We start from the raw sequence: 18,795 nt of genomic DNA on the forward strand, positions 1-18,795 counted from the left end.
CGGCGGACCGGGGCGCCCCTCAGGAGTGCGAGGTCCGCACCCACGCATCCAGGACGCCCTGGGCGGCTCCGGAGTCGATGGACTCCGCCGCGCGCGCCATATTGGCCCGGATCCGGTCGAAGAGATGCCCCTCGGCCGCGGTGTCGAAGGCCGTGAGGCCGGCCGCCGCATTCAGCAGCACCGCGTCCCGCACCGGCCCGTGGTGTCCGGCCAGCAGGTTCCGGACGATCCCGGCATTGTGCTGTCCGTCCTGACCGGCCAGTGCCTCCACCGGCGCCAGGTCGATCCCGAAGTCCTGCGGTCGCAGCTCGTGTTCGGTGACGGTCCCGTCCCGCACCTCGAAGACCGCAGAGGGGCCCGAGGTGGTGATCTTGTCCCGCCCGTCGCTGCCCCGGAACACGAGCCCCCGTAGGCCCCGGTCGGCCAGGACGCCGGCCAGCAGCGGGGCCATCCGCTCGCTCGCACAGCCCAGCGCCTGGGCACGTACGCCCGAGGGGTTCGTCAGCGGGCCCAGGTAGTTGAAGACGGTCGGCACGCCCAGCTGCTTGCGGGCGGGGGCCACGTACTTCATCGACGGGTGGTATCCCTGCGCGAACAGGAACGTGATGCCGACGGACGTCGCGCATTCCACCACCTTGTCCACCGGCAGGGACAGGTCGACCCCGAGGGCCTCGATCACGTCGGCCGCGCCCGCCGTCGACGACGCCCCACGGTTGCCGTGCTTGACCACCGTGGCCCCGGCGCCGACCGCCACCAGGGAGGACATGGTGGAGATGTTGACGGTCCCGAGCTTGTCCCCGCCGGTGCCGACGATGTCCAGGGTCTCCCCCGGGACATCGAGGTGCACCGCGTTGTCCAGCATGACCTGGGTGAGCCCCAACAGCTCCTCCACCGTCTCCCCCTTGGACGCCAGCGCCATCAGGAAGCCGGCGATCTGCGCGTCCGTGGCATTGCCGGACATGATCTCGCGCATGGCCCACATGGCCTCGTCGGTGGTCAGGTCCCTTCGGGACACGAGCCGTCCGAAGACATAAGGCCACGAGACGGACGGGGGGGTGGGGCTCGATGTACTCACGCGGGTCATGCTATCCCTGCCCGGATCGCGCACCTAGGCATGCGAATCCGCATTGCACCGGGCAGCGAGGTTCCCCAGGGTCTTCCGCTGGCGCGCAGATTAGGACATACTCTTGACTCGTAACTCGGCGAGCACCCCAGAACAACTGCCGACTGACCTGCAAACCTGCGTCTTTGCTGGGTGTCCGGCTCGAAGTTCGTGAGAGAAGGCTCGATCCGGGAAGAACAGGAAACGCCGAAACGTTCGTCGCATTGGAGCCGTGGGCCGTTTTAGGGCCATAATGGCTGGGTGACGACTGCAACCCATGCCCTCCCCAGGCCCGCAACAGGGCTCCCCAGCCGACCCAATATGGTGCAAGTGGGCACCATGGTCTGGCTCTCCAGCGAGCTGATGTTCTTTGGCGGGCTCTTCGCCATGTACTTCACGCTGAAGTCGACCTCGCCCGAGCTCTGGGCCGAAAGCACCGCGACGCTGAACGTCCCGCTCGCTTTCGTGAACACCCTGGTACTGGTGGCGAGTTCCTTCACGGCCCAGGCCGGCGTCTTCGCCGCCGAGCGCCTTCAGCCGCGCCGCACCGGTGGGATCTTCTCCCTCAAGCGATGGGGCATGGTCGAGTGGTTCATCCTGACCTTCATCATGGGCGCGATCTTCGTCTCCGTGCAGTGCTACGAGTACGCGGTGCTCGTCTCGCACGGCGTCACCATCGACGCCAATGCCTACGGCTCCGCCTTCTACATCACCACCGGCTTCCACGCCATCCACGTGTTCGGTGGCCTCATCGCCTTCCTGTTCATCATCGGCCGCGCCTACCTGGCCAAGCGCTTCGGCCACCACGAGGCCACCTCGGCCATCGTCGTGTCCTACTACTGGCACTTCGTCGATGTCGTCTGGATCGCCCTCTTCGCCATCGTCTACTTCCTGAAATAGCCCGCACCTCCCGGGCACGCCCGCACCACACCGAGGAAGACCGGATACGGAACGTCACCCTCCTCCGGTCAACAAGAAACGTTAGGAACCCACCGTGAAGGCACTCTCACAGAAACGGCGCCACCCCATCGCCGGGCTCGCGCTGCTGCTTCTGGGACTTCTCATCACCGGCGGCCTCTACTCCGTCGCCAGCACCATGAACCAGGCCCAGGCCGCCACCACGGGTTCTACGTACAGCGCTGAGGACATCACCGAGGGTGAGAAGCTCTTCAATGCCAATTGCGCCACCTGCCACGGCATGGACGCCGTCGGCACCCAGGATGGCCCCACCCTGGTCGGCGTGGGTGCCGCCTCCGTCGACTTCCAGGTCGGCACCGGCCGCATGCCGATGCAGATGCAGGGCCCCCAGGCCCAGGCCAAGCCGAACCAGTTCAGTGACGAGCAGACCATGCAGCTCGCCGCCTACGTCTCCTCCCTCGGTGCCGGTCCGGCCCTGCCGGAGGACCAGTACCTGGACACCGACCACGAGGACGTCGACCTCGGCAACGGTGGCACCCTCTTCCGCGTGAACTGCGCCATGTGCCACAACGCCGCTGCCTCCGGTGGCGCCCTGACCCGCGGCAAGTTCGCTCCGGGCCTCGCCGACGTGTCGGAGAAGCACATCTACGAGGCCATGGCCACCGGGCCGCAGAACATGCCGGTCTTCAGTGACGCGAACCTCAAGCCCGAGGACAAGCGTGACATCATCGCCTTCCTGAAGCAGATCGAGGGCCAGGGCTCCCCCGGCGGCGCCTCCCTGGGCTCCCTTGGTCCGGTGTCCGAAGGCCTGCTGGTGTGGACCGGCGGACTCGCGGTCCTCGTCGGCTTCATGGTCTGGCTGACCTCCAGGTCCTCCTGATTTGACGGCGCCGTGGGGGCGCCGACCACACACAACGTCACCATCACTCAAGCAAAGGATTCAGATCTATGTCTGAGCAAAGCCACGGAGGCCCGGAGCACTCGGGAGCCGTTGAGCACGCCGGTGCGGAGGAGTCGAGGCAGTACGCCGTCGACAACCCCGGCATCCCGCCGCACCGGCCGCGGCTGGCCGACGAGGATCCCCGGGCGGCCAAGCGCGCCGAGCGCCAGGTAGCCTTCCTCTTCGGTCTCTCGATCGTCGGCACGCTGCTGTTCTTCGTCGGCTACTTCGTGGTGGGCCAGATCGGCCCCGGCACTCCGATCTCCACGGTCCGCCTCCAGAACATGCTCCTCGGACTGGGCACCGCCTTCGCCATGTTCGGCATCGGTGTGGGCATCGTGCACTGGGCGAAGACCCTGATGCCGGACCATGAGGTGACGGAGGACCGGCATGAGGTCCGCACCGAGGCGGACCGTCAGCTGGCCGTCGGCATGGTCGAGGACATCATCGACGAGACCCAGATCAAGCGCCGTCCACTGCTGCGGAACACGCTGATCGGCGCCGGCGCCCTCGCCGTTCTGCCGGCCATCGCGATCTTCCGCGACCTGGATGACACGGACAACTTCAGCGACCTGGCCGCCGAGAACTTCGGGCCAGAGCGCCTGCGCCACACCTTCTGGGCTCCGGACGTCCGCCTGGTGCGCGACCCTACCGGCACCCCGATCAAGGCCTCCGACGTCACCATGGGCTCCGCCTTCCATGTGATCCCTGAGGGGCTGAACGAGCTGCCTCCGCACGAGATGCTCAACCAGAAGGCCAAGGCCGTCGTGCTGCTCATGCGCCTGAACCCTGAGGACATGCACGTCTCCCCGGAGCGCGAGAACTGGAACGTGGACGGCATCGTCGCCTATTCCAAGGTCTGCACGCACGTCGGTTGCCCGGTGGCGCTCTACGAGCAGCACACCCACCACCTGCTGTGCCCCTGCCACCAGTCGACCTTCGACCTCACGCAGGAATGCAAGGTCATCTTCGGCCCGGCTGGCCACGCCCTGCCGCAGCTGCCGATCCGCGTCAATGAAGAGGGCTTCCTCGTCGCCCGGAGCGACTTCCACGAGCCCGTCGGACCTGCCTACTGGGAGCGTGGCTGACACTTATGAGCACCCCAACCAACACCGAATACCAGGCGTCCACCCCCACGGGGAGGATCGCCAACTTCATGGACACCCGCGTCGGTGTCTCCCCCATCGTCAAGGAATTCGGCCGGAAGATCTTCCCGGACCACTGGTCCTTCATGTTCGGCGAGGTCGCCCTCTACACCTTCGTCATCCTCCTGATGTCGGGCACCTTCCTGACCTTCTTCTTCGACCCCTCCATGGCCCACACCACGTACGAGGGCTCCTACAAGCCTCTCTACGGCGTGGAGATGTCCGTTGCGTACGCCTCGGCTCTCGACATCTCCTTCGACATCCGCGGTGGCCTGTTCATGCGTCAGGTCCACCACTGGGCGGCCCTGCTGTTCGTTGCGGCCATGTCCGTGCACATGCTGCGCGTGTTCTTCACGGGTGCGTTCCGGCGTCCGCGTGAGCTGAACTGGGTCGTCGGCTGCACCCTGCTGATCCTGGGCCTCGCCGCAGGCTTCACCGGCTACTCCCTGCCGGACGAGATGCTCTCCGGCAACGGCCTGCGCATCATCGACGGCGTGGTGAAGGCGATCCCGCTCATCGGCACCTACATCTCGTTCTTCCTCTTCGGCGGCGAGTTCCCCGGTGACGACATCGTCGGACGCCTGTACATCCTGCACGTGCTGATCGTTCCGGCACTGATCCTGCTGATGATCGTCATGCACCTGTTCATGGTGGTCGTCCACAAGCACACCCAGTACCCCGGCCCGGGACGCACCGAGAACAACGTGGTCGGCTACCCGGTCGGCCCCGTGTACGCGGCGAAGGCCGGTGGCTTCTTCTTCATCGTGTTCGGCGTCGTGGCGGTGCTCGCCGGGTTCTTCACCATCAACGCCATCTGGAACTACGGACCGTACGACCCCTCACCCGTGCAGGCCGGCACCCAGCCGGACTGGTACATCGGCTTCGTGGACGGCGCCCTCCGCCTGATGCCCGGCATGCTGGGCGACTTCTCCTTCAAGTGGGACATCCCGCTACCATGGGGTACCAACACCCTGGCTTTGGGCGTGCTGCTGCCAGCCCTGGTCCCCGCCGGCATCCTCTTCGGCCTGATGTTCGGATGGCCCTGGATCGAGCGGTGGATCACCAAGGACGACCGCGAACACCACATCCTGGACCGTCCGCGCAACGCCCCGACCCGCACCGGGGTCGGCGTGGCCGGCGTCGTCTGGTACTGCGTCATGTGGGCGGCGGCCTCCTCCGACCTCATCGCCACGCACTTCCACGTGTCCCTGAACGATGTGACCTACTGGTTGCGATTCCTGTTCATCTTCGGTCCGATCATCGGCTTCATCATCGCGAAGCGGGTGTGCCTGGCGCTCCAGCGCAAGGACCGCGAGATCGTGCTGCACGGCCGTGAGGCCGGAGTGATCGAGATGACCCCCGAGGGCGAGTTCCGTGAGCGCCACGAGCGGCTGGACGACTACAAGCTCTACAAGCTGGTCAGCTTCGAGTCCAAGAAGCCGCTGCCGGCCCAGCCGGGCCGTGATGGCAAGGTCTCGGGCACCGAGAAGGGCCGCGCCAAGCTCCACCGCTGGTTCTACGAGGACCGGGTTGAGCCGGTCACCCGCGCGGAGCTCACCGAGGCCAAGACCCACGACCACGGGCACGTCCCGGACGCCGTGGAAGGCCAGAGCAACCAGTCCTCAATCGGCCACTGACCGAGACGGACCGGACCTCCGGAGCGCAGAAGGGCCCCGCCGATCACGGCGGGGCCCTGCTGCTGTCCGGTCCGCTCCCGTCAGGACTCAGCTGTCAATGTCCAGGGGCTTCTGCCCGTAGGTGGCCAGCGCTCCGGCCCGGTGTCGGCCAGGAGAACTGACCACCCCGCCGCGGTCAGCCCACCGGAAGCATCACGATGCCATCAACGACCATCAGCTCGGCGCATGCGCCTATGGGCCGGTTGGTGGTGATCACGAAGCGGGTCTTGAGGTAGCGCTGGTTGGGCAACTGGAACAGGGCTGAGGCCGCTGCGGTGGGCAGCGCGAGGTAGCCGGGTTCGTCGATGACCAGCAGGGTCGGTCCGGAGAAGTAGCGAATCGTGGTGGACCAGCGTCCTTCCAGGGCGGCCTTGTGGCAGCAGGCAGCCATGCCGACGGCCAGGTGGGTCTTCCCGGTGTCGATCCGCCGGCAGTGGCCAGTTTGAATATTCGCTTCACTGGGGTCCACCAGTATTATGCGTGGGGGCCAACGGGCGCATCTTTCTATGGTGGGCATGGGAGCCAGCAGTGGTGTGCTTGGAAACACCCTGCTCACGGCGTGGACGTGCACGTGCGTTGCGGGAGCGACGACGCGGTCCGGACCTCAAATCTGGAAGTCGACGGTCCCGGCTGTCAAGGGCCGTTGAGTTCTGCCCATAGGCGGCCAGTGTTTCGTCCCGCTGGTGGCCAGGAGAACTGCCCACTGGTGGCCAGCTGGTTTGCCCGCTTGGGTGGTGGTGCTGGCCACCGTGATGGGATCAGTTCAGTGGCATGACTCCCCTCCCGGCCATCGCCTGGGTCATCCGCACAGAGTCTCCGGTGGTCTTGCAGACGTGGGCGTGGTGCAGCAGCCGGTCCACGGTGGCGGTGGCCAGGGTCTTGGGCAGGAGTTCGTCGAAGCCGGTCGGGTGCAGGTTCGGGCTGATGGCCACGGAGCGTTTCTCGTAGGCGGCGTCCACGATGCGGTAGAGGCCCTCGGCGGCATCGTCGGCGACCGGCAGTAGGCCGATGTCATCGATGACTGTCAAGGGACACCGGGACCTCCCTGTCGGCGGACATCTCCTCTCCCAACAGGCGGACAGTCGATCTCCCCGCTGGCTGGGTCCGTAGCTAGACTCCGCGTCCGGCGAAGGGGCCTCATCGTGCCCTAGTGGGCCGCTTTCGGTGACGATGACGAGGACGAAGTGGGCTGCTGGCGCCGCCACGACGGGGCCTCCGGACTGGAGTCGATCCTCGGCGGTCTGCAACGGCCGCTCTGAGACGAAACAGGCCGGGAACCCCGTGAGGGATTCCCGGCCCGTGTGCCGTTGCGTGGGTGGATCAGTGGGCGTGGTCGCCCTTCGAGTACTCGAAGACCCAACCCACCAAGAAATAGATCCCGAGCCCGACGCCGACGAGGAAGATCCACCAGCCGAGAGCCAGTCCCAGCACGAGACCAGCGCAGGCCACGCCCAGTCCGAGCGGCCACCAGCTCCAGGGGGCAAAGGATCCGTAGGTGCCAGCGTACTGGGCGATTTCACCGTGCTCGTCATCATCCGGGCCCTGGCCGAACTTGCGGTCGGTGAGCCACAGGAAGACGGCGGTCATCAGGGAGAGGCCAGCCACGGCGTAGAGGGCCGGGATTCCGGCCCACTCGGTCCACCGGACCCAGAAGCCGTACACCGTGGCCACGATGATCAGGAAGACGCCGAGGATCGTGAACAGCTTGACGTTGGTTCTCACTTGGCGGCCGCCTTCTCTCCGAAGATCTCGGGCTCATGCTGCGGGGACGTCGGCAACAGTTCAGGGTGGTGCAGGTCCAGTGCCGGACGCTCCGAACGGATGCGCGGCAAGGAGTGGAAGTTGTGGCGCGGGGGCGGGCAGGAGGTGGCCCACTCCAGGGAGCCACCGAAGCCCCACGGATCGTCCACGGTGATCTTCTTGCCCTTGCGCGCCGTGATGTACACGTTCCAGAAGAAAGGGATCAGGGAGGCACCCAGCACGAACGAGAAGATCGTGGAGAACTGGTTCATCAGGGTGAAGCCGTCCTCCACCATGTAGTCGGCGTAACGGCGCGGCATGCCCATGACGCCCAGCCAGTGCTGGATGAGGAAGGTGCCGTGGAAGCCGATGAACAGCATCCAGAACTGGATCTTGCCCAGTCGCTCGTTGAGCATCTTGCCGGTGAACTTGGGCCACCAGAAGAAGAAGCCCGCGAACATCGCGAACACCACGGTGCCGAAGACCACGTAGTGGAAGTGCGCCACCACGAAGTAGGTGTCGGAGACGTGGAAGTCCAGCGGAGGCGAGGCGAGGATGACGCCGGTCAGGCCACCGAACAGGAAGGTGACCATGAAGCCGAGAGACCACAGCATCGGATTCTCGAAGGTGATGGACCCCCGCCACATGGTGCCGATCCAGTTGACGAACTTCACGCCCGTCGGCACCGCGATCAGCATGGTCATGAGCGAGAAGAACGGCAGCAGCACCGAGCCGGTGACGTACATGTGATGCGCCCACACGGTCACGGACAGGGCCGCGATGGCCGTGGTGGCGAAGACGAGCGTCTTGTAGCCGAAGATCGGCTTGCGGCTGAAGACTGGGATGATCTCCGAGACGATGCCGAAGAACGGCAGGGCGATGATGTACACCTCGGGGTGACCGAAGAACCAGAACAGGTGCTGCCAGAGGATGGCACCGCCGTTCTCGGGGTCGAACACGTGCCCGCCGAACCGCCGGTCCATGCCCAGGGCCGCCAGTGCGGAGGCCAGCGGCGGGAAGGCCATGAGGACCAGGATGGCGGTGATGAGCGTGTTCCACGTGAAGATCGGCATGCGCCACATGGTCATGCCCGGGGCGCGCATCGTCAGGATGGTGGTGATGAAGTTGACGCCACCCATGATGGTGCCGAAGCCCTGCAGGAACAGGCCGAACACCCAGAGGTCCCCACCGACGCCCGGTGAGTACGTGGTGTTGGACAACGGCGCGTAGGCGAACCAGCCGAAGGACGCCGCCCCCTGGGGGGTGAGGAATCCGGCCACCACGATGATGGAGCCGAACAGGAAGAACCAGAAGGCCAGCAGGTTCAGCCGCGGGAAGGACACGTCCGGCGCGCCGATCTGCAACGGCATGATGACGTTCGCGAACCCGATGAACAGGGGCGTGGCGAACATCAGCAGCATGATGGTGCCGTGCATGGTGAACAGCTGGTTGTACTGCTCCTTGGTCTGCAGCAGCTGCATCCCGGGCTCGAACAGCTCCGCGCGGATCAGCAGCGCCATGACGCCGCCCACGCAGAAGAAGATGAACGAGGCGATCAGGTACATGTACCCGATGGTCTTGTGGTCTGTACTGGTCAGCCAGTTGACGATGATCTTGCCCTTGGAGACGGGCACCACGCGTGGCTGGGCCGTCGCGGCGTCATCCGTGGCGTATTCGTAGGTGGTCATCAGTTGTCTCCCTCGCCGATCGAGTCTTCGCCGCCGGTCGGGCCTCCGGAGTCCACCCGGGTGGTGCCGTCGCCCTGAACCGGGTTCTCCTGGTTCTGGGCGCCGCCCTCGTGCTCGTTGGGGTTGCGGTTGTACTCGTCACCCACGTGGCCGTCCTCCATCTGGGACAGCTGGGACGTGAACTCCTGCTCGGAGACCACCTCCACGTTGAAGAGCATCTCAGAGTGGTATTCACCGCAGAGCTCTGCGCACTTGCCCTGGAAGGTGCCCTCCTCGGTGGGCGTGAGGTACATGTAGTTCGACTTGCCGGGAACCATGTCCAGCTTGCGGAGGAAGGCCGGGACCCAGAAGGAGTGGATGACGTCGCGGGACTTGAGCTCGAACTCGACGGGCACGTCCACCGGCAGGTACAGGGTGGGCAGGGTCTCCTCGACGCCCTCGGTGCCGTCCAGCTGGGCCTGCACGCCCTGGTAGTGCTTCTGCTCGCCCTCATAGCTGTAGTTGAAGTCCCAGGCCCACTGCTTGCCGTAGACCTCGACCGTCAGCGGCGAGTCCTCCACCGGGGTGTCCACCTCGCGCTGGACGCGGTCGGTGAAGCCCCACAGGGTCAGCACCATGATCACCGGGATGATGGTGAACAGCGTCTCCAGCGGCACGTTGTAGGCCATCTGGCGCGGGAAGCCCTTGTCGCTCTTCCGGCGCCGGTAGGCCACCATGCACCAGAGCATCATGGCCCAGGCCGCCAGACCCACGATCAGGGCCGCGATCCAGGAGTTGACCCACAAGTCGGTCAACTGCGGGGTCTGGTTGGTGGTCTCCCGTGTGCCGGGCAGGAACCCTCGTTGAACCTGCTCCGAACAACCGGACAGGACCATGGCTGCCACAACGGCAAGCGCTCCCCCCTTCAGGAGACGCCTGCCACGGCTGCCGGCTTGATTCTGCGATCTCACAGACGGCCCTTCCTCTTCAATCTCGAGTGCGAATGCCTCCTACGGCCGGACTCCGCCCAGTCAGAGCGCTGATCAGCGGCTGAACTGGAACGAAGCGGCCACAGGGGGACCCCTAGGTTTACTACCTACTGTAGAGCTTACCGCCCTGTTCGTCTGCCCTGTGACACGCGAAAACGCCGGGTGCCCGTGCCGAAATTCGGCACGGACACCCGGCGTCCAGGCGGGAGACGGCAGGCTTAGTGGAAGGAATCACCGCAGGCACAGGAGCCGCCGGCGTTCGGGTTGTCGATCGTGAAGCCCTGCTTGGAGATGGTGTCCTCGAAGTCGATGCTCGCGCCCGTCAGGTAGGGCACGCTCATCTTGTCCACGATGACCTCGACGCCGTCGAAGTCGCGCAGGGTGTCCCCGTCCAGGACCCGCTCGTCGAAGTAGAGCTGGTAGATCAGTCCGGAGCAGCCGCCCGGCTGCACGGCGACGCGCAGGCGCAGATCGGTGCGACCCTCCTGCTCGAGCAGGGTGCGGACCTTGGTGGCCGCCACCTCGGTCAGCTGGACCTCATGGGCGTCCAGGCCCTGCGCCGGCTGGGCGGTCGGGATCTCGGTCTCAGTGGAATCCGCGGAAACGGTCATGCTCGCTCCTTCGTCTGCGTGCGTTCTCCTCGGTCCCAACACCGGTTCCGGGCAGTTCATTCCCGCCGGCTGGTTCGGGTGGCTCGGAAGCCGAGGCGTCCCCTGATTCTAGGTCAGAGCCCTGCGGCGGCCAACAGCAGGGCCTCCGCCAGCACGGCGTGCCGGAAGTCGCCCAGGTGCAGCGACTCGTTGGCGGAGTGCGCCCGGGAGTCCGGGTCCTCCACCCCGGTGATCAGCAGGGTCGCCTCCGGGAACACCTCCACCAGGTCCGCCGTGAAGGGGATCGACCCGCCCATCCCGGACTCGACCGGCTCCACCCCGAAGGCGGCGCGAAGGGAGGCCAGCATCAACTGGGCCGGGCCGGCGGAGGTGTCCGTGGAGAACGGCAGGCCGGTCTCCCCCGGTTCGAAGATGACCTGCGCCCCGAACAGGACGGTGTCCCGCACCGAGTCCAGGTGGGCCCGGACCGCGTCCATCGCGGCATCCGGGTCCATGCCCGGTCCGAGCCGCAGGCTGAACTTGGCCCTGGCCTCCGGCTGCAGGGTGTTGGAGGCCACCTCCAACCGCGTCACGTCCGTGCCGATGATGCTCAGCGCCGGCCGGTTCCACAGCCGGTCGGCCAGGGATCCCGTGCCCGCCAGCCGGACGGAGTCCAGCACGGCGGCATCGGCCCGGTAGTCCGCCTCGGGGTACTCGAGGTCCGCATGGTGTGTCTGGTCCAGCCCGGCGATCGCCACGTTGCCCTGGTCGTCGTGCAGGGTCGCAATGAGCCGGGCCAGCAGGGTGGGCGCGTCCAGCACGGGTCCGCCGTACATGCCCGAGTGGACGGCGTGGGACAGCACGCGCACGCCGATCACCCCGTCCACCAGTCCCCGCAGGGAGGTGGTCAGCGCCGGAACCCCGACCTTCCAATTGCCCGAGTCGGCCACCACGATCACGTCGGCGGCCAGCTTCTGGCGGTGCCGCTCCAGGAACGTCCGGAAGGTGGGTGAGCCGGCCTCCTCCTCGCCCTCGATGAAGAAGGTGACGCCCACGCCCGAGTCGGCGCCGGCGTCGAGCATGGCCTTGAAGGCGGCCAGATGGACCATGATCCCCGCCTTGTCGTTGGCCGCGCCGCGGCCGTACAGGCGGCCCTCCCGCTCGACGGCGGTGAACGGCTCCGTCTCCCACAGCGACTCCTCCCCCACCGGCTGGACGTCGTGGTGGGCGTAGAGCAGGACGGTTGGCTTCCCGGGGGCGGCCGGCCGGCGCCCGACGACGGCCGGTCCCCCGGGCGTGCCGTCCGCCTTCGCCTCGGTCACCACCTCGACGTCCACTACGCCCAGGGAGCGGATGAGCGCCGCGACCGCCTGCGCCGAGCGCTCCAGCGGTTCCCGGTCGAAGGAGTCCCAGGCGATCCCGGGGATGGCCACGAGGTCCGTGAGGGTGGCCACGGTCTTCTCGAGGCCGCGGTCCACGGCGTCCGTGATGCGGGCCACCGTCTCGGCGTCCAGGGGCAGGCGGGCAGAGGTCTGGAACGGTTCAGTCATAGCCGCCAGCCTAGCGAGTGGACCACGGCACGGTCCCGGCAACCGGCCGTCCGGTGACCACCTAGAATGAACGGGTGTTTGGACGCAAGAAGACCTCCGAGAACCCCTCCAGCGACGCGGCCGCGACGGCTCCCGTGATCGAGACCCCCGAGCAGACGGCCGCGCGCCATCAGATCAAGAAGGGTCCGACGCCGACGCGCGCCGAGCGGGAGGCCGCGCGCCGCCGCCCCCTCGTGCCGGAGGACCGCAAGGTGGCCCGCAAGGCCGCCCGCGACGCGGAAATGGCCGAGCGGCAGAAGATGCGCCTGGCCATGGAGACCGGCGACGAGCGGAACATGCCGTTGCGGGACCGCGGGCCGCAGAAGCGCTACGCCCGCGACTGGGTGGACGCCCGCACTGGCGTGGGCGAATGGCTGATGGTGATCGTGCTGGTCTACGTCTTCATGGCGTTCCTTCCGCAGTCGGACATCGCGATCTGGCTGACCTTCTCGCTGTGGGCGATCGTGCTGCTGGTGGTGCTGGAGGGCGTGCTCATCTCCTTCCAGCTGAAGAAGCGCCTGACCGAGAGGTTCGGTGAGGTGGAACGCGGCGTGCGCTGGTACGGCGTCATGCGGGCCATGCAGCTGCGGCGGCTCCGCCTGCCCAAGCCGCAGGTCAAGCGCGGCCAGTTCCCCGCCTGATCCCGCTCAGCCGGCGAGCTCGCGGTTGATGCGGGCGGCCCAGAACGGCCCCTCGTAGAGGAAGGCCGTGTAGCCCTGCACCAGGTCCGCGCCGAGGTCGAGCCGCTGACGGACGTCGTCCCCGGTGGTGACCCCGCCGACGGAGATCAGTCCGACCGTGTCCGGCAGGACGCCCCGCAGCCGCGTCAGCACCTCGAGGGACCGCCCCTTCAGCGGCGCTCCGGACAGGCCGCCGGCCCCCATGGCCTCCACCTCGGCGCCCGGCGTGCTGAGCCCCGCGCGGGAGACGGTGGTGTTCGTGGCGATCACGCCGTCCAGTCCCATCTCGACGGCCATCGCGGCGACCTCATCGATGTCCTCGTCCGCCAGGTCCGGGGCGATCTTGACGGCCAGGGGGACGTGGCGGCCGGTGGTCCGGTCCGCCTCCTTGCGCACCGCGGCCAGCAGCGGAGCGAGGGACCCGATGTCCTGCAGCTGGCGCAACCCGGGCGTGTTGGGCGAGGACACGTTGACCACGAGGTAGTCGGCGTGCCGGGCCAGGGCGGCGGTCGAGATGAGGTAGTCGCCGGTGGCGTCCTCGAGCGGCACCGCCTTGGTCTTGCCGATGTTGACGCCCAGGACGGGCCGGCGCCGGCCGAACCGCCGGGTCAGGAGGGTGCGGGTGGCCTTCAGCCGCGGGGCCACGGCCGCGGCGCCGTCGTTGTTGAAGCCCATCCGGTTGACCAGCGCCCGGTCCTCCGTCAGCCGGTACAGGCGCGGGGCCGGGTTGCCGGGCTGGGGCTGCCCCGTGATGGTGCCGACCTCGATGTGCCCGAAGCCGAGGTCCGCCAGGGCGGCGGTTCCCAGCCCCTGCTTGTCGAAACCGGCGGCCAGGCCGAAGGGCGAGGGGAAGTCCAGTCCCATCACCCGGGTGGCCAGCCCCGCCTTCGGCCGGGTGGCCCGCCGCAGGGCCGCCGAGGCCCCGCTGGTCTCGGCCGCGCGGATCATCGAGAATCCGATGTGGTGGGCCCGCTCGGCGTCCATGCCCCGGAAGACGGCGTTGAAGAACGCGGGATAGACGCGCGGCAGCGGGGGCAACGGGGGCAGAGCAGTCATGATCCTTATGGAACCACGTTTCGGCCGGTGGCCCGGTCCACGTTGCGCCGGCGTACCATGACGAACCCATGGACACCCCCTTCTCCCCCGCCACCGAGCCTGCACCCGACGCGCTGCTGGCCGACTCGCCTCCCGGCGTGTGGGTCCCGGACATCCTGGAGGGCTTCGAGCGCCAGACCATCCCGCTGGAGGTGGACGAGGAGGGCCCCAACGCGGCCACCCTGGTTCGGTTGGCCGGTCCGGAGCCGCTGGGAGGCACGATGCCGGCGGACGGCGACGAGCCGGCGTCGGGCCTTCCGGTGCTGTATGTCCACGGCTGGTCCGACTACTTCTACAACGCGCCCCTGGCGCGGCTGTTCGCCGAGCGCGGCTATGCCTTCCACGCCCTGGACCTACGCAAGTACGGCCGGTCCCTGCGCCCGGGCCAGACGCCCGGCTGGGCCGAGAGCCTCGAGGTCTACGACGACGAGATCGGGCAGGCGCTGCGCATCATCGCGCGGGACCACCCGCAGCAGCCGGTGCTGATGGGACACTCCACGGGCGGGCTGACCCTGGCCCTCTGGGCCGCGCGGCACCCCGGCCGGGCGCGGGCACTGGTGCTCAACAGCCCGTGGCTGGAGATGCAGGGCTCCGCGCTGGTCCGGCACATGGCCTCGGCCGTGCTGGATCCGGTGGTGCGGCTGCAGCCCAAGAACTTCCTCAAGTTGCCCCGGGTGGACCACTACTGGCGGACGATCTCCGCGGCCGCCGACGGCGACTGGGACCTGCACCCGCTCTGGCGCCCGCAGTACGCCTTCGAGGTGCCCGGCGGCTGGCTCAAGGCCGTGATGGCCGGCCACGCCACGGTGGCCGCGGGCCTCAGCCTCACCGAGCCGGTCCACGTGATGCTCTCCGACCGCACCGTGTTCGGACCGTCCTGGCGTCAGGACATGACGGCGGCGGACATCGTGCTGGACGTGGAGATCCTGGCCCAGCGGGCCACCCGGCTGGGCCGGCACGTCACGGTGGTCCGCCACGCCGGGGCGCTGCATGACGTGATGGCCTCACCCCAGGCCATCCGCAGGGCCGCGGCCCGCGAGATGTTCCGGTGGCTGGACACCTACGCGGTGGAGCCGGTGCCGGACTGATCCACCGCGCCCCCGTACCGGCGGTCGCGGCGGGCATAGACCTCCACGGCGTCCCACAGGGTGGTGCGGTCCACGTCCGGCCACAGCGTGTCCAGGAAGACGAGCTCGGCGTAGGCCGACTGCCACAGCAGGAAGTTGGAGAGCCGCTGCTCGCCCGAGGTGCGCACGAAGAGGTCGACGTCCGGCACGTCCGGCTCGTCCAGGTGCCGGGCGATGGTGTCCTCGCGGATGCCGGAGGGCTTCAGCCGGCCTGCGGCGACCTCGCGGGCGATGTCCTGCACCGCGTCGGTGATCTCGGCGCGCGAGCCGTAGTTGACGCACATGGTCAGGTGGCAGCGGCTGTTGGCGCGGGTCTGCTCCTCGGCGACCTCGAGTTCCTTGATCACGGAGGTCCACAGCCGGGGGCGACGGCCGTTCCAGCGGATGCGCACGCCCCAGGAGTCCAGCGTGTCCCGCTGGCGGCGCAGCACGTCCCGGGAGAAGCCCATGAGGAAGCGCACCTCCTCCGGGGAGCGCTTCCAGTTCTCGGTGGAGAACGCGTAGACGGAGACGTACTCGATGCCCAGTTGCACGGCCCCGGCCATCACGTCCAGCAGCGCCGCCTCGCCCGCCCGGTGTCCCTCCGTGCGCGGCAGCCCGCGCTCATTGGCCCAGCGGCCGTTCCCGTCCATGACGATGGCCACGTGGCGGGGGACGAAGCGCGGATCGATCCGCGGCGGTTCGGCGCCCGAGGGATGCGGGAACGGTTCGGCGCTGCCGGTGCTGCGGTCGGGGCGGGAGGGCATGCGGCGGGTCCTCGGGTTGGTGGGTGGTTCAGGGGTGGTTCAGAGCTGGTTCGGGGGCGGCCTCAGGTGGACCGGTGGCTGGACTGGTCCATCACGGCCAACGACTTCAGGTGGCGTTCCAGGTGGAACTGGAGGTACCCCGCCACGATACCGGCCGCCTCGCGGCGCGAGGTCTCGTCCGAGGCGTCCGCCGTGTCCCACTGCCCCGAGAGCAGTGCGGCGAGCAGGGCGATGGTCCCCGGGGACGGGGTGGAGGATCCCGGTGGGCGGCAGTCGGGGCAGACGCTGCCGCCGAGGGAGACATTGACCGAGCGGTGCGGGCCGGGTGTCCCGCACCGGGCGCAGTCGGTGAAGCTCGCGGCCCAGCCGGCCGTGGCCAGGGACCGCAGCAGGTAGGAGTCCAGGAGCAGGCGGGGCGCGTGGGCACCCCGGGCGAGGGCGGCCAGGGCTCCGTGCAGCAGCCGGTACTGGCTGGGCGCCTCCAGCCCTCCCCCGTGCTCGCCGACCTCCGCCGCGGTGAGCCGCTCGGCGGTCTCCACCATGGCGGAGGCGGCGGCATAGGCGTCATAGTCCTGCGCGATCCGCTGTCCGTACGGCGTCACGGACTGCGCCTGGGTGATGATGTCCAGGTTCCGGCCGTGGACCAGCTGCAGCCGGGAGAGCATGAAGGGCTCCAGGGTGGCGCCGAACTTGGACGTGGTCCGGCGCACCCCCTTGGCCACGGCCCGGATCTGGCCGTGGCCGGGGGTCAGCAGCACGATGATGCGGTCGGCCTCACCGAGCGTGTAGGTGCGCAGCACCAGGGCGTCCGTGCGGTAGCTGTTGGCCGCATAGCCCGCACCCGACCTGCCGCCTCCCCGGGCCATCAGGGACGCGGAGCCGTGCCCCGGGCCGGGGACTCCAGGGCCCGCGCCAACTCCTCGTCATCCCGCACGGCGCGGTTCACGGCTGAGACCACGGCCTTCAGCGAGGCCATGGTGGTGTTGTAGTCCAGTCCGGCGCCCCAGAGGACCCGGTCCCCCACGGCGCACTCCACATAGGCGGCCGCCATGGCCGAGCCGCCCTCGGACAGCGCGTGCTCGGAGTAGTCCAGCACCCGGATGTCCAGTCCCTCGTCCCCGAAGATCTTGACGAGGGCGGCGATGGGGCCGTTGGCCGTGACGGTGCGGACGCGCTTCTCCCCGGCCACGTCCGCCTCGGCGGTCATGGTGAAGCTGCCGTCCTCGGCGGTGTGCGAGCTGACGTCGCCCAGGCGGTAGCGGCCCCACCGCGCGCTGTCCTCCGCCGTGTCCTCAGCCGGCAGGTACTCGTCCTGGAAGACGCCCCACAGCTGGTCTCCGGTCACCTCGCCCCCCTGGGAGTCCGCCATGGCCTGGATGACGTGGGAGAACTCGATCTGGGCGCGGCGTGGCAGGTCCAGGTTGTGCTCGGTCTTGAGCAGGTAGGCCACCCCGCCCTTGCCGGACTGGGAGTTGACGCGGATGACGGCCTCGTAGGAGCGGCCGATGTCCTGCGGGTCGATCGGCAGGTAGGGCACGGCCCAGGGGATGCCGTCGCGGTCCGTGCCGGCGGCCGCGGCGTCCGCGTCCATGGCCTCGAGACCCTTCTTGATGGCGTCCTGGTGGGAGCCGGAGAAGGCCGTGAAGACGAGGTCTCCGCCGTAGGGGACCCGCTCGGCGACCTGCAGCTGGTTGCAGTACTCCACTGTGCGGCGGATCCCGTCCATGTCCGAGAAGTCGATCATCGGGTCGATGCCCTGGCTGTACAGGTTCATGCCCAGGGTCACGAGGTCCACGTTGCCGGTCCGCTCGCCGTTGCCGAACAGGCAGCCCTCGATCCGGTCGGCGCCGGCCAGGTAACCCAGCTCGGCGGCCGCCACCCCGGTCCCGCGGTCGTTGTGGGGGTGCAGGGAGAGGATGATGCCGTCCCGGTTCTCGAGGTTGCGGTGCATCCACTCGATCGAGTCGGCGTAGACGTTCGGCGTGGCCATCTCCACGGTGGCCGGCAGGTTGAGGATCATCTGCCGGTCGGTGGAGGCCTCGAGGATCTCCCCCACCGCGTTCGAGATGCGGAGGGCGAACTCCAGCTCGGTGCCCGTGTAGGACTCCGGCGAGTACTGGTAAACGATCTCGGTGCCGGTCAGCTGTTCCTCGTACTTCCGGCAGAGCCGGGCCCCGGAGGTGGCGATGTCCACGATGCCGTCCATGTCCTCCCGGAACACGACCCGGCGCTGGAGCACGGAGGTGGAGTTGTACAGGTGCACGATGGCCCGGTGGCAGCCCTCGAGGGACTCGTAGGTCCGCTCGATGAGGTGTTCACGGGACTGGGTCAGCACCTGGATGGTGACGTCCTCGGGGATGCGGTCCTGCTCGATGAGCTGGCGGACGAAGTCGAAGTCGGTCTGCGAGGCCGAGGGGAAGCCGACCTCGATCTCCTTGTACCCCATGTTCACGAGCAGCTCGAACATCCGCATCTTGCGGTCCGGGCCCATGGGGTCGATGAGGGCCTGGTTGCCGTCCCGCAGGTCCACCGCGCACCAGCGGGGTGCCCGGGTGATGACCTGGTCCGGCCAGGTGCGGTCCGGGAGGCGGACCTCGATCTGGTCCTGGAACGGGGTGTACTTGTGGAACTTCATCCCGGAGGTCTTCTGGAAATCGCGCATGGGGCTGGACGCCTGCCTTTCGTGAAACCCGGTTCGTGCACCGGGGGGGGTCTGGCTACGGGGCCGTGAGGTCTCCTCCGCAACGGGGTTCCGGCCCGGCCAGGGTGCGAAGACCCTGGTGCGTCAGCG

The 18,795-nt window shown here is 68.2% G+C and carries 18 protein-coding genes; 6 read left to right on the forward strand and 12 right to left on the reverse strand.

Going from position 1 to position 18,795, the window contains the following annotated elements; all coding sequences use genetic code 11:
- Positions 1-19: 19 nt before the first annotated feature.
- Positions 20-1,075 (reverse strand): anthranilate phosphoribosyltransferase, encoded by a 1,056-nt coding sequence (gene trpD / locus RE421_RS11430; RefSeq protein WP_396134491.1) that lies wholly within the window; start codon positions 1,073-1,075, stop codon positions 20-22.
- A 348-nt stretch (positions 1,076-1,423) separates the two neighbouring features.
- On the opposite strand from trpD, the gene RE421_RS11435 reads away from it, so the two are divergent.
- The 4 genes from RE421_RS11435 to RE421_RS11450 all read left to right on the forward strand — a co-directional run bounded on the left by RE421_RS11435 (position 1,424) and on the right by RE421_RS11450 (position 5,742).
- Entirely contained in the window at positions 1,424-2,002 is a 579-nt protein-coding gene (locus RE421_RS11435) for a heme-copper oxidase subunit III (protein ID WP_309809836.1), read from the forward strand.
- A 94-nt stretch (positions 2,003-2,096) separates the two neighbouring features.
- Positions 2,097-2,900: a cytochrome c gene (locus tag RE421_RS11440; protein WP_309809840.1), complete on the forward strand. Its 804-nt coding sequence runs from the start codon at positions 2,097-2,099 to the stop codon at positions 2,898-2,900.
- Between the two features lie 68 nt (positions 2,901-2,968).
- Complete coding sequence (locus RE421_RS11445) at positions 2,969-4,048, forward strand: Rieske 2Fe-2S domain-containing protein (protein WP_309809843.1); 1,080 nt, start codon at positions 2,969-2,971, stop codon at positions 4,046-4,048.
- Between the two features lie 5 nt (positions 4,049-4,053).
- Positions 4,054-5,742 carry a ubiquinol-cytochrome c reductase cytochrome b subunit gene (locus tag RE421_RS11450; protein ID WP_309809847.1) on the forward strand — a complete coding sequence of 563 codons (1,689 nt, stop codon included), beginning with the start codon at positions 4,054-4,056 and terminating at the stop codon, positions 5,740-5,742.
- Between the two features lie 175 nt (positions 5,743-5,917).
- On the opposite strand, the gene RE421_RS11455 is transcribed toward RE421_RS11450, so the two are convergent.
- From RE421_RS11455 to RE421_RS11485, 7 genes are all read right to left on the reverse strand, one after another.
- Positions 5,918-6,250, reverse strand: coding sequence for an ATP-binding protein (locus RE421_RS11455; RefSeq protein ID WP_309809849.1), 333 nt, complete (start codon positions 6,248-6,250; stop codon positions 5,918-5,920).
- A 289-nt stretch (positions 6,251-6,539) separates the two neighbouring features.
- Positions 6,540-6,809 carry an ATP-binding protein gene (locus RE421_RS11460; protein ID WP_309809852.1) on the reverse strand — a complete coding sequence of 90 codons (270 nt, stop codon included), beginning with the start codon at positions 6,807-6,809 and terminating at the stop codon, positions 6,540-6,542.
- A 292-nt stretch (positions 6,810-7,101) separates the two neighbouring features.
- Positions 7,102-7,503 (reverse strand): cytochrome c oxidase subunit 4, encoded by a 402-nt coding sequence (locus RE421_RS11465; protein ID WP_309809854.1) that lies wholly within the window; start codon positions 7,501-7,503, stop codon positions 7,102-7,104.
- A complete protein-coding gene (gene ctaD / locus RE421_RS11470) occupies positions 7,500-9,209 on the reverse strand; it encodes a cytochrome c oxidase subunit I (protein WP_309809859.1) in 1,710 nt (569 codons plus the stop codon). The genes RE421_RS11465 and ctaD overlap by 4 nt, the downstream gene beginning before the upstream one ends.
- Positions 9,209-10,084 (reverse strand): cytochrome c oxidase subunit II, encoded by an 876-nt coding sequence (gene coxB / locus RE421_RS11475; protein ID WP_347919100.1) that lies wholly within the window; start codon positions 10,082-10,084, stop codon positions 9,209-9,211. The genes ctaD and coxB overlap by 1 nt, the downstream gene beginning before the upstream one ends.
- Positions 10,085-10,395: 311 nt before the next feature.
- The gene (locus RE421_RS11480; protein WP_309809864.1) at positions 10,396-10,788 is read right to left on the reverse strand and encodes an iron-sulfur cluster assembly accessory protein; all 393 of its coding nucleotides are present in this window, start codon (positions 10,786-10,788) and stop codon (positions 10,396-10,398) included.
- Between the two features lie 113 nt (positions 10,789-10,901).
- Positions 10,902-12,317: a dipeptidase gene (locus RE421_RS11485; RefSeq protein WP_309809867.1), complete on the reverse strand. Its 1,416-nt coding sequence runs from the start codon at positions 12,315-12,317 to the stop codon at positions 10,902-10,904.
- A gap of 74 nt (positions 12,318-12,391) precedes the next feature.
- On the opposite strand from RE421_RS11485, the gene RE421_RS11490 reads away from it, so the two are divergent.
- Entirely contained in the window at positions 12,392-12,997 is a 606-nt protein-coding gene (locus tag RE421_RS11490) for a DUF3043 domain-containing protein (protein ID WP_309809872.1), read from the forward strand.
- A 6-nt stretch (positions 12,998-13,003) separates the two neighbouring features.
- Here RE421_RS11490 and RE421_RS11495 read toward each other — a convergent pair whose 3' ends face one another.
- Entirely contained in the window at positions 13,004-14,092 is a 1,089-nt protein-coding gene (locus tag RE421_RS11495; protein WP_309809875.1) for a quinone-dependent dihydroorotate dehydrogenase, read from the reverse strand.
- A gap of 68 nt (positions 14,093-14,160) precedes the next feature.
- Between RE421_RS11495 and RE421_RS11500 the strand changes: the two genes are divergently transcribed.
- On the forward strand, positions 14,161-15,219 hold the full coding sequence (locus RE421_RS11500; RefSeq protein WP_309809878.1) for an alpha/beta hydrolase: 1,059 nt from the start codon (positions 14,161-14,163) through the stop codon (positions 15,217-15,219).
- On the opposite strand, the gene RE421_RS11505 is transcribed toward RE421_RS11500, so the two are convergent.
- The 3 genes from RE421_RS11505 to leuA all read right to left on the reverse strand — a co-directional run bounded on the left by RE421_RS11505 (position 15,192) and on the right by leuA (position 18,666).
- Complete coding sequence (locus tag RE421_RS11505; protein ID WP_309809881.1) at positions 15,192-16,004, reverse strand: isoprenyl transferase; 813 nt, start codon at positions 16,002-16,004, stop codon at positions 15,192-15,194. The two genes, RE421_RS11500 and RE421_RS11505, sit on opposite strands and share 28 nt — an antisense overlap.
- Positions 16,005-16,066: 62 nt before the next feature.
- Positions 16,067-16,870 (reverse strand): DNA repair protein RecO, encoded by an 804-nt coding sequence (recO, locus tag RE421_RS11510; protein WP_309809884.1) that lies wholly within the window; start codon positions 16,868-16,870, stop codon positions 16,067-16,069.
- The gene (gene leuA / locus RE421_RS11515) at positions 16,870-18,666 is read right to left on the reverse strand and encodes a 2-isopropylmalate synthase (RefSeq protein WP_309809886.1); all 1,797 of its coding nucleotides are present in this window, start codon (positions 18,664-18,666) and stop codon (positions 16,870-16,872) included. Before leuA ends, recO begins: the two co-directional genes overlap by 1 nt.
- Positions 18,667-18,795: the final 129 nt, after the last annotated feature.

The sequence above is a fragment of the Citricoccus sp. I39-566 genome, from assembly GCF_031432995.1.
In the GTDB taxonomy this organism is placed as follows: domain Bacteria; phylum Actinomycetota; class Actinomycetes; order Actinomycetales; family Micrococcaceae; genus Citricoccus; species Citricoccus nitrophenolicus_A.

Excerpts from the sequence above, each read along its gene's own strand:
- RE421_RS11435 (WP_309809836.1), top strand. The coding sequence starts at position 1,424 with ATGGTGCAAGTGGGCACCATGGTCTGGCTCTCCAGCGAGCTGATGTTC.
- RE421_RS11445 (WP_309809843.1), top strand. The coding sequence starts at position 2,969 with ATGTCTGAGCAAAGCCACGGAGGCCCGGAGCACTCGGGAGCCGTTGAG.
- RE421_RS11450 (WP_309809847.1), top strand. The coding sequence starts at position 4,054 with ATGAGCACCCCAACCAACACCGAATACCAGGCGTCCACCCCCACGGGG.
- ctaD (WP_309809859.1), bottom strand. The coding sequence starts at position 9,209 with ATGACCACCTACGAATACGCCACGGATGACGCCGCGACGGCCCAGCCA.
- coxB (WP_347919100.1), bottom strand. The coding sequence starts at position 10,084 with ATGGTCCTGTCCGGTTGTTCGGAGCAGGTTCAACGAGGGTTCCTGCCC.
- RE421_RS11480 (WP_309809864.1), bottom strand. The coding sequence starts at position 10,788 with ATGACCGTTTCCGCGGATTCCACTGAGACCGAGATCCCGACCGCCCAG.
- RE421_RS11485 (WP_309809867.1), bottom strand. The coding sequence starts at position 12,317 with ATGACTGAACCGTTCCAGACCTCTGCCCGCCTGCCCCTGGACGCCGAG.
- RE421_RS11495 (WP_309809875.1), bottom strand. The coding sequence starts at position 14,092 with ATGACTGCTCTGCCCCCGTTGCCCCCGCTGCCGCGCGTCTATCCCGCG.
- RE421_RS11500 (WP_309809878.1), top strand. The coding sequence starts at position 14,161 with ATGGACACCCCCTTCTCCCCCGCCACCGAGCCTGCACCCGACGCGCTG.
- RE421_RS11505 (WP_309809881.1), bottom strand. The coding sequence starts at position 16,004 with ATGCCCTCCCGCCCCGACCGCAGCACCGGCAGCGCCGAACCGTTCCCG.
- recO (WP_309809884.1), bottom strand. The coding sequence starts at position 16,870 with ATGGCCCGGGGAGGCGGCAGGTCGGGTGCGGGCTATGCGGCCAACAGC.
- leuA (WP_309809886.1), bottom strand. The coding sequence starts at position 18,666 with ATGCGCGATTTCCAGAAGACCTCCGGGATGAAGTTCCACAAGTACACC.